Origin of the sequence: Propionispira raffinosivorans DSM 20765 (genome assembly GCF_000381065.1) — a bacterium.
In the GTDB taxonomy this organism is placed as follows: Bacteria; Bacillota; Negativicutes; order Selenomonadales; family Selenomonadaceae; genus Propionispira; species Propionispira raffinosivorans.
On sequence record NZ_KB905853.1, the window covers coordinates 91106 to 99457 of the forward strand.

The window sequence follows — 8352 nt, forward strand, 5'->3', positions numbered from 1 at the left end:
CGTATATTTTTTATATCTCTATCCTACCACTTAGAGTTCAGTCTATGTCAAGAATATTTTTATTATTTAATCGCTAAAAAATAAAACCCCCTGAATCTCAATAAGAACAGGGGGTTCAACTATTTTTTAATTTTTTGGTTTAGTATTATCATCGCATCACCAAAACTGAAAAATCTATATTTTTCTTTAATGGCTTCTTCATAGGCTTGTAAGATAAATTCCTTATCAGAAAAGGCACTAATCAACATCAATAAGGTTGATTTTGGTAAATGGAAATTTGTAATAATAGCATCGACAATTTTAAATTCATAACCTGGATAAATAAAGATTTCGGTCCAGCCGCTTTTTGCTTCGATGAAGCCTTTGCTCTCACTCGCAGATTCCAAGGTACGTATCGAAGTAGTCCCGACGGCAATGACTCGGTCCCCTCGCGCCTTCGTATCGCATATTAATTTTGCGGTTTCCTCTGGTACACAATAATATTCTTTATGCATAACATGGTCTTCTATTTTTTCAACATTTACTGGACGAAACGTGCCAAGACCAACATGCAAGGTAACAAAACCAAGGTTCACGCCCATAGCTTTTAATTCTTCTAGCATTTCTGTCGTAAAATGCAGTCCAGCTGTCGGTGCCGCCGCGGAACCTTTTTCTTTAGAATAAACGGTTTGATACCGCTCTTTATCGGCTAATTCCTCATGGATATAAGGCGGCAGTGGTGTTTCACCCAATCGATCCAAAATTTCTTCAAAAATACCTTTATAGTGAAACTTTACAATTCGTCCACCAAAATCAGTATGACTCATGATTTCACAAGAAAGCTCTGTCCCAAAGGAAATAATATTGCCAGCCAATGCCTTTTTTCCCGGTTTAACCAAAGTCTCCCATTCGTCGCCATTGATACGCCGCAGTAGGAAAACTTCAACCTTCCCGCCAGTACTTTCACGATGACCAATGAGCCGTGCTGGCATTACTCTGGTATCATTAAAGATCAAAGTATCGCCAGGAACGAGTTGATCTTTTAAATCATAAAAGTGATGATGTTCAATCGTTTTAGCGGTTTTATCAAGTACCATTAACCGAGAATGATTTCGCGGTTCACATGGTGTTTGAGCAATTAATTCTTCTGGTAAATTGTAATCAAAATCTGACAATAACATAGTAGTATTTACTCCCTTAATGAACTTTTAATAGATTTTTTTTATTTCTATATTTTTATAATAATGATTTAGTATATCTTTAAAATCACCATTTTTGTTAACAGCAAATTTTTCAGCCATGGCTTTTGCGCCCCATTGTGACAAACCAAGTCCATGACCCCAGCCAAAGCCCGAAAATGAAATAAATTCACCGGTCCGACCATGGACACGGCGGATATTTTCCGTATCCGTAATGAAGTTTTTTTCTTGATAAGGCGGCAGTTCTACTTTTATTTCTTTTTTATAATAATCCCCCAAAGGAACATCAATTTTTTTATCAGCTGGTACAATCATACTGATATCAAATAATGTGCTTTTTAAAGAGAATATATTTCGTACTTGATTTCCGGTAAGCCTTACAATATCCTTATCACCTATAAAACGTATTGTTTTGATACGACCAGTTGCGGTTCGATCCGCTGCATTTTGTCCTGATTTTTGCAATGGTGAAAGCTCAATTGCCTGCAAATTGCCAATAGGATGTCCAACGGCAGTCAGTTTTCTCTGAATCTCCAATGGTGTTATATCCAGTTGCCAATGATGATTTGGTGCCTGGGCGTCATCATCTAAAACGGAACGTAAATATGGCAGGTAAGTACCCCAAACATCCTCACTATTTTCGGTATAACCACCTGAAGTCGTATGAAATGGTGCATAAATCGGCTTATTATTATATAACATAACTATACCGGTCGTGTCATCAACTGCTTTGATCGTATTTGCTTTTTCAGCTTTTTTACCAGTATATACTTGGCAGTGTGTCGTGGCACACAGATCAAAACCATCCTCTTCATGTTTATGTAAACTATATAAAGCAAACGTCCGTGCTGCTACAGCCTGTGCTTTCAATGCTTCAGCAGACCATGAATCGGGCATTTCACCAAGAACTACACTATATAGGTATTGATCCAGTAAAATTTTATTAATTACCGTCATACCACCTATCACAGCATTGATTTCCATTGTTCCACGATAGCTCTTCTTATTTATTTCGATCCCTTTATCTTCATCCGGAGTTTCTAATTCAATTCCTATATTTTGACTTTTTAAGGGCTGATCATTTAAAAAGAGTTGTTTATTTTTAAATACAATGAACAGTTTTACATTCGCATCATATTTTTTGATAATTTTGTGAGTATCCGAATCTAAAAGAACAAAGGGTGCATCCGCTGATACAAATATGCTCGATTGTTTCTCCCATAAACCAATTTTCACGTCTGGACTTTGCCTCGCACCCTGAACACTAGCTTCTGAGGTTAAAGGCATCCATACCAATATAAAAAGCAAACATATAATAAGTTTCCCTATTTTCATGATAGAATCCCCCACTTTTACGATGTTAAACTTTCTAATTGTTTTTGTTCTTGTTTTTTCTTTTTCCGCCAAGCCTTGCTATAACGTTCTTCCTCGCTAAAAATACAGCCACAATAAGGTTGACGATAAAGTTCCATTTGCAAACTTAGATCAACACCCGTTTGCCAGCCAGGACGAAAATCTTCATAAAAAAAAGAGATTTCTTCTTCTATGGCAATGGTCTCTGCTGTTTTTTTCATCACATCATGCTGTTGATAGGGGCTTACAAACAACGACGCCGTGAATGCATCATAGCCATTCGCTTTGGCAAATTTGGCGGCTTGACGAAGCCTCCAGGTATAACACATTTGACAACGACCATTCGGCACTATTTCTGCAGTCAAAGCTTTCGTTAAAAATTCCCGCAATTGATAGGTATCATCCACAATAATGTCCAGGTTAACTTTTTCAGCAAATTCTTTTGCCGTTTCCAAGCGATGCCTGAATTCTTTATAAGGATGTATATTCGGATTAAAAAAATAGCCCGTTAATTCATGTCCCAATTCACGCAACCTCTGTACTGGAAAACACGAACATGGACCACAACACATATGCAGTAATATTTTCATTTTAATCAAACCTCTTTTACGCCATAATTAATCTTTCGGATAAGGAATATTCAAGTGTTCATAAGCTGCTATAGTAGCAACACGACCACGTGGTGTCCGATTTATGAACCCTAATTGCAAGAGATATGGTTCATACACATCTTCAATTGTATCGGTTTCTTCACTGATGGCTGCCGCGATTGTATCCAAACCAACGGGTCCGCCAGCAAATTTGTGGATCATCGCATTAAGCAGCATACGGTCCGTATGATCCAGTCCCATTTTATCAACTTCCAACATCACCAAAGCCTTATCGGCTATATCATCCGTAATAATTCCATCTGCGGTAATTTGAGCAAAATCCCGCACCCGTTTCAATAGTCGATTTGCAATACGTGGTGTCCCACGTGAACGCCTTGCTATTTCAATGGCACCACGATCTTCAATTGCAATCTCTAAAATTTCTGCTGCCCGTTTAATAATATGTACAAGGGCATCGGGTTCATAATATTCAAGACGAGAAATAACCCCAAAACGATCGCGCAACGGCGCTGCCAAGGCACCCGCTTTTGTCGTTGCACCAATTAAAGTAAACGGTGCTATATCAAGTCGTATAGACCTTGCACTTGGGCCTTTACCAATAATAATATCGAGCGCAAAATCTTCCATGGCCGAATATAATACTTCTTCAACATTTCGTGACAAACGATGAATTTCATCAATAAACAAAACATCTTTTTCACCCAGATTTGTCAATAATGCGGCTAAATCTCCCGCTCTTTCAATAGCCGGCCCTGAGGTTACACGAAAATTGACGCCTAATTCATTCGCAATAATAGCGGCTAAGGTAGTTTTACCAAGGCCTGGTGGACCATATAAAAGCACATGATCCAAAGGTTCGCCTCTAGATAAGGCAGCCTGGACAAAAATAGACAGATTTTCTTTTACTTTATCCTGCCCGATATATTCCATAAACTTTTTTGGTCTTAAACTATATTGCCATTGATCAACATTCTGCTCATCGCCCACAACAATCCGTTCGTCTTTATCTTCCATTGCTACCTCCTAGCAAATTCCTTTAATGCAAATTTAATGACATCTTCTACTGTTTTAAAATCCATTGCCTTACGCAGCAATGGCGCTATTTCTGCCTGCGTATACCCTAGTGCAAATAAAGCCTGACTTGCCTCAGAAATGACATCTGTTCCACCATCCCCAGTATCAATCACATCGAACATAACAACATCATCTGCAGTTTGCACTTTATCTTTAAGTTCTAAAATTAAACGTTCAGCTGATTTTTTCCCAATTCCAGGAAGTTTCGTTAATACACCAATTTGTTTCTGTTGGATTGCTTTCGAGAGGTTTTCTACTGTAATCGCCGACATCATCCCCAATGCTACTTTTGGACCTATACCAGAAACCGATAAAAGTTTAAGAAACAAATCATATTCTGCCTGCGTATAAAATCCATATAAAAGCATTGCATCTTCACGTACATTCAAATATGTAAATAAAGTAACCGTACTGCCCACGGACAGTTTGGCTCTTGTTGAGCCGGCTATAAAAACGCGATACCCGACTCCATTCACGTTTATTAAACAATAATCAATCAATAAATGGCTGATTTTTCCGTTTAAATATCCTATCATATAACATACCGCCTCCTTACTTAGCTGCATCAATCCGACAAAGCACTGTGTATTATTATATATCATAATGTGTTTTTTTGCGAATTCTGCACTTTAGCTCTTCTAAAAAAATAGCAACGATAAAACAAATATCATTTGTCCTACCCTTGCATTTTCTGTTATATAAGTTGCATCATATATAGAAACTTTAAATAATTAAAGTTTATTTCTCCACACAATACTGTTCATGCAATGGGTTGTACAAATAGCGACTGCCAAGGCATCGGCAACATCATCGGGATGGGGTGCTTTGGGCAGATTCAAAAGTTTTTGTACCATAAAAATAACCTGATCTTTCGTTGCCCGTCCATAGCCAACAACGGCCTGTTTTACCTGGAGCGGTGTTCGTTCAACCAATTCAATTTCATGTTTTGCTGCCGTCAAAAGTACGACACCACGTGCCTGTCCAACGGGAATCGCCGTGGTTACATTTCGATTGAAAAACAGTTCTTCAACGCCCATGACATCCGGTTTATATTTTAAGATAAGAGCATCTATTTCATTATAGATCTTCAATAAGCGTTCTTCCGGTTTACTTTTAGGACTTGTAAGCACGGCACCATAATCAATTGCCCGTAAATGATTACCCTGCATTTCTACTAAGCCATAGCCGCAAATCGCCGTTCCTGGATCAATACCTAAAACCAACATATTTAAATTCCTATTCCTCAAACTAAATTCTTTTACCTCAATCTAACATCACGCAAAAGTTTAAGACCATATGTTCTATCATATCATATGCAACGAATTCAAACAACAGAAAACAATAAACCCTCACTTTAATTTTCGAATAAATCAAAGTGAGGGTTTATTGTTATTTATTCTTCTTCATCAATGTCATAATTCGAATAAACATTTTGCACATCATCATGTTCTTCGAGTGCTTCAATAAGATTCATCATTTTTATTGCATCTTTTCCTTCAATTTTCACAGTAGTATCTGGAACCATTGTAACTTCCGCTTCTACCGTTTCAATTTTATTGTCTTCAAGAACTTTCGCAATTGCTTCAAAATCCTCTGGAGCAGCTATGATTTCGAACGAATCATCTTCTGCTTTGAAATCGTCGGCACCAGCATCTAAGACCAACAGCATAAGTTCCTCTTCTTTATCATAGCTTTCTCTATCCACAATGAACACAGCTTTTTTCTTAAACATCCAGCCCACACAGCCTGTTTCACCAAGATTACCACCATTTTTAGAAAACAAATGTCTGATATCAGCTGCGGTACGATTACGATTATCCGTCAATATATCTATCATAACAGCCGAACCAGCAGGTCCGTAGCCCTCATAAAATAATTCTTCATAGCTGCTGCCATCAGCGGCACCCATACCCTTTTGAATCGCTCTTTGAATATTTTCTTTGGGAATATTATTCGCTTTCGCTTTTGACAAAGCTAATTTCAATCGCATATTACCAGTAACATCACTACCACCCATTCTTACTGCAACAGTAATTTCACGGCCGATCTTCGTTGTAACTTTACCACGAATCGCATCATTTGCCCCTTTTTTACGTTTAATGTTTGCCCATTTAGAATGTCCTGACATAAAAGTAACCGCTCCTTTTTATTAAACTAACTTAGTTATTCTATCATATATGTTTTATTTTCGCAAAATTTAAGCGATAACCAAACGATAATATTTTTTCTTTCCCTTTTTGACAAGTAAAGATTCTTCTATGAATAATTCTTTGCTTAAAGCAAAATCAACATCTGTTATTTTTTCGTCTTGCAGTGATAAACCATTTTGTTGAATTAAACGTCGTCCTTCACTTTTTGAAGCAAAAACACCTTCACGTGCCAAAATATCCAATAACTTCAAGCCAAAATCTGCTTTTGAAAGTTCAATGGTTGGTACATTATCTAAATTTCCAGTTCCATTAAAAAGTGCTTCTGTGGCCTGCTGTGCCGACAATGCTTCGGCTTCGCCATGAATGAGTTTTGTAACTTCAAATGCCAAAACCTTTTTTGCATCATTAATGGCTTGATCTTGAAGTGATCCCAAACGTTTCACTTCTTCCATCGGTAAAAATGTCAAAAGTGCTAAACATTTTTCAACATCTGCATCCGTAACATTTCTCCAATACTGATAAAACTCATAAGGCGATGTTTTTGCTGGATCAAGCCATAAAGCGCCTTTTTCTGTTTTACCCATTTTTTTACCTTCACTGGTTGTAAGTAAAGTAAATGTTAAACCAAATGCTGCTTTAGCTTCTTTACGACGAATCAACTCTACGCCAGCGATAATATTAGACCACTGATCATCGCCACCCATTTCTAATTTACAATCATAACGATGATTGAGTTCCATAAAGTCATATGCTTGCATGATCATATAATTAAACTCTAAAAAAGTTAACCCTTTTTCCATTCTTTGTTTATAGCACTCAGCTGTAAGCATGCGATTGACGGAAAAATGTGGTCCGATGTCGCGAAGCATCTCAATATAATTTAATTTTTTAAGCCAGTCACCATTATTAACCATAAGTGCTTTTCCATCACTAAAATCAATAAAACGCTGCATTTGTTTTTTAAAGCATTCACAATTATGTGCAATAACCTCATCCGTCATCATTTTGCGCATATCCGTTTTACCAGAAGGGTCGCCTACTGTTGCTGTGCCCCCGCCAATCAAACAAATAGGACGATGTCCAGCTTGCTGCATATGAGCCATGACCATCATGCCTAAAAAATGGCCGACATGAAGACTATCCGCCGTCGGATCAAAGCCAATATAAAAACTCACTTTCTCTTTATCAAATAATTCACGAATTTCATTTTCATGCGTTACCTGAGCAATAAAGCCACGTTCTTTTAGCGTATCAAAAACACTCATATTTCTTCCTCCATTATGTATTATTTTAAAATAAAAAAACTCGTCCCTCCGAAAAGGGACGAGTAATATTCACTCGTGGTACCACCCAAATTTAATTTGCCAAAGCAAATATAACTTTGCAGCCTATAACGCGACCAGCCGGATCTGCCTACTAAATTTCAGCTTACAGTTCAAAGGTGTATTTCAATGTTTTAGCTTGCTATGTCACACCACACCATAGCTCTCTGCTAAACTAAATACATTTACTCTTCCTCATCATCACATTTTAATATATGACGCTTATTATAACAAATTTACTATAGAGAATCAAGTTCTTTTATGACATAGAAAAAGCACCTAATAAACGCTATTAAGAATTCATTAAGTGCTTAAGAAACTGGCTCCTTGAGTAGGACTCGAACCTACGACCGATCGGTTAACAGCCGATTGCTCTACCAACTGAGCTATCAAGGAATAAAACTGGCAGTTTTCTATCCTCCCAGGGCGTTTCCACCCAAGTACTTTCGACGTTCAAGTGCTTAACTACTGTGTTCGGTATGGGAACAGGTGGGTCCACTTGGCTATCACTACCAGATATTCTTTTTTTTAGATAGTGCTGCCCTTAGCTTTCGCCTCAGATCGCTTTATCTTAAGAGTTTGTTCTCTCAAAACTATACAGAAGAAAGAAATGTTCGCATTTTAGTTTTCGTTCTGGCTTTAAGTCAAGCCCTCGACCTATTAG

The 8352-nt window shown here is 37.6% G+C and carries 8 protein-coding genes, 1 tRNA gene, 1 rRNA gene and 1 other annotated feature; all 10 genes read right to left on the reverse strand.

Features of this window, described 5'->3' with window-relative positions; all coding sequences use genetic code 11:
- Positions 1 to 119: 119 nt before the first annotated feature.
- The 10 genes from queA to rrf all read right to left on the reverse strand — a co-directional run bounded on the left by queA (position 120) and on the right by rrf (position 8205).
- Positions 120 to 1160, reverse strand: a complete 1041-nt coding sequence (gene queA / locus F606_RS0112350; protein ID WP_019554208.1) for a tRNA preQ1(34) S-adenosylmethionine ribosyltransferase-isomerase QueA — start codon at positions 1158 to 1160, stop codon at positions 120 to 122.
- 27 nt (positions 1161 to 1187) lie between these two features.
- Positions 1188 to 2513, reverse strand: coding sequence for a SpoIID/LytB domain-containing protein (locus F606_RS0112355; RefSeq protein WP_019554209.1), 1326 nt, complete (start codon positions 2511 to 2513; stop codon positions 1188 to 1190).
- A gap of 17 nt (positions 2514 to 2530) precedes the next feature.
- Positions 2531 to 3121 (reverse strand): epoxyqueuosine reductase QueH, encoded by a 591-nt coding sequence (locus tag F606_RS0112360; RefSeq protein ID WP_019554210.1) that lies wholly within the window; start codon positions 3119 to 3121, stop codon positions 2531 to 2533.
- Positions 3122 to 3148: 27 nt separating this feature from the next.
- On the reverse strand, positions 3149 to 4156 hold the full coding sequence (ruvB, locus tag F606_RS0112365; protein ID WP_019554211.1) for a Holliday junction branch migration DNA helicase RuvB: 1008 nt from the start codon (positions 4154 to 4156) through the stop codon (positions 3149 to 3151).
- A 2-nt stretch (positions 4157 to 4158) separates the two neighbouring features.
- Positions 4159 to 4752, reverse strand: a complete 594-nt coding sequence (ruvA, locus tag F606_RS0112370; RefSeq protein ID WP_019554212.1) for a Holliday junction branch migration protein RuvA — start codon at positions 4750 to 4752, stop codon at positions 4159 to 4161.
- Between the two features lie 195 nt (positions 4753 to 4947).
- Positions 4948 to 5442, reverse strand: coding sequence for a crossover junction endodeoxyribonuclease RuvC (gene ruvC / locus F606_RS0112375; RefSeq protein ID WP_019554213.1), 495 nt, complete (start codon positions 5440 to 5442; stop codon positions 4948 to 4950).
- Positions 5443 to 5609: 167 nt separating this feature from the next.
- Positions 5610 to 6344, reverse strand: coding sequence for a YebC/PmpR family DNA-binding transcriptional regulator (locus F606_RS0112380; RefSeq protein ID WP_019554214.1), 735 nt, complete (start codon positions 6342 to 6344; stop codon positions 5610 to 5612).
- 69 nt (positions 6345 to 6413) lie between these two features.
- Positions 6414 to 7631, reverse strand: coding sequence for a tyrosine--tRNA ligase (gene tyrS, locus F606_RS0112385; protein WP_019554215.1), 1218 nt, complete (start codon positions 7629 to 7631; stop codon positions 6414 to 6416).
- 51 nt (positions 7632 to 7682) lie between these two features.
- Positions 7683 to 7899: a binding site (T-box leader), on the reverse strand.
- Between the two features lie 109 nt (positions 7900 to 8008).
- Positions 8009 to 8084, reverse strand: a tRNA-Asn gene (locus F606_RS0112390).
- Positions 8085 to 8088: 4 nt separating this feature from the next.
- Positions 8089 to 8205 (reverse strand): 5S ribosomal RNA (rrf, locus tag F606_RS0112395).
- Positions 8206 to 8352 lie beyond the last annotated feature (147 nt).